The organism is Streptomyces nanshensis, from assembly GCF_001751255.1.
Lineage (GTDB): Bacteria > Actinomycetota > Actinomycetes > Streptomycetales > Streptomycetaceae > Streptomyces > Streptomyces nanshensis_A.
The window spans coordinates 1-1,391 of the sequence record NZ_LJGW01000556.1 but is presented as its reverse complement, the minus strand read 5'-3'; the positions used below and the strand labels follow the sequence as shown (position 1 = coordinate 1,391).

At 71.6% G+C, this 1,391-nt stretch carries 1 protein-coding gene; it reads left to right on the top strand.

Annotation, left to right across the window (positions count from 1 at the left end; all coding sequences use genetic code 11):
* The first annotated feature begins 13 nt into the window (after window positions 1–13).
* A complete protein-coding gene (locus tag AN218_RS29705; protein WP_079132726.1) occupies window positions 14–1,210 on the top strand; it encodes a glycoside hydrolase family 18 protein in 1,197 nt (398 codons plus the stop codon).
* Window positions 1,211–1,391: the final 181 nt, after the last annotated feature.

Genomic DNA, 1,391 nt, shown 5'->3' with positions numbered 1-1,391 from the left:
GGTCGCCGCCGCGCTGCCCGCCGTGGCGGCAGCGGCGCCCGCCCCGGACACGCACGCCGCCGCCGCACAGACTCACGACCAGGCGACGCCGGGCGTACGCGCGGCGGCCGACGGCAAGCTCGTGGGCTACTTCGCCGAGTGGGACGTCTACCAGCGCGACTACCACGTCAAGAACATCGACACCTCGGGCTCCGCCGACCAACTGACGCACGTCAACTACGCGTTCGGCAACGTGCAGGGCGGCAAGTGCACCGTCGGCGACTCCTTCGCCGACTACGAGAAGACATACACCGCCGACCAGAGCGTCGACGGCCAGGCCGACACCTGGGACCAGCCGCTGCGCGGCAACTTCAACCAGCTTCAGAAGCTCAAGGAGAAGCATCCGGGGCTGAAGGTGCTGTGGTCCTTCGGCGGCTGGACCTGGTCCGGCGGCTTCGCCGAGGCCGCGAAGAACCCCGCCGCCTTCGCCGAGTCCTGCCACAGCCTGCTCGAAGACGAGCGCTGGGCGGGCCTGTTCGACGGCATCGACATCGACTGGGAGTACCCCAACGCCTGCGGGCTCTCCTGCGACGAGAGCGGACGGGAGGCCTTCACCGAGGTGACGAAGGCGCTGCGCGCGGAGTTCGGCGGCGACAAGCTCGTCACGGCGGCGATCACCGCGGACGCCTCGGACGGCGGCAAGCTGGAGGCCGCCGACTACGCGGGCGCGGCGCAGTACGTCGACTGGTATCTGCCCATGACCTACGACTACTTCGGCGCCTGGGACGCGCAGGGACCGACCGCGCCGCACTCCCCGCTCACCGCCTACGACGGCATCCCCAAGGAGGGCTTCGACACCTCGGCGACCGTGGCGAAGCTGACGTCGCTGGGTGTGCCCGCGGAGAAGCTGCTGCTCGGACTCGGCTTCTACGGACGCGGCTGGGACGGCGTGACGCAGGACGAGCCCGGCGGCACCGCGACCGGCCCCGCCCCCGGCACGTACGAGCAGGGCATCGAGGACTACAAGGTGCTCAAGGAGCGCTGCCCGGCCACCGGCACGGTCGCGGGCACCGCGTACGCGCACTGCGGCAACCAGTGGTGGAGCTACGACACCCCCGAGACCATCGGCGGCAAGAGCGACTGGGCGGCGCAGCAGGGCCTGGGCGGTTCGTTCGTGTGGGAGCTGAGCGGTGACACCGCGGACGGGGAGCTGATCAAGTCCGTCCGCTAGCAGGGCTGTTGCTTCTGCCCGGGCCCCTCCGCCCGTGGCCCGCGTCCCGCGCTCCGTGCCCGTTCCGTCACGGGGTGCGGGACGCGGGGCGCGGGCGCTGTCAGTGCCCGGTGTAAGACTCCCGCACATGACGGACGACCCGGGCACGGCGGTGCGGTGGGCGCTGGCCGAGTGCGAGGAC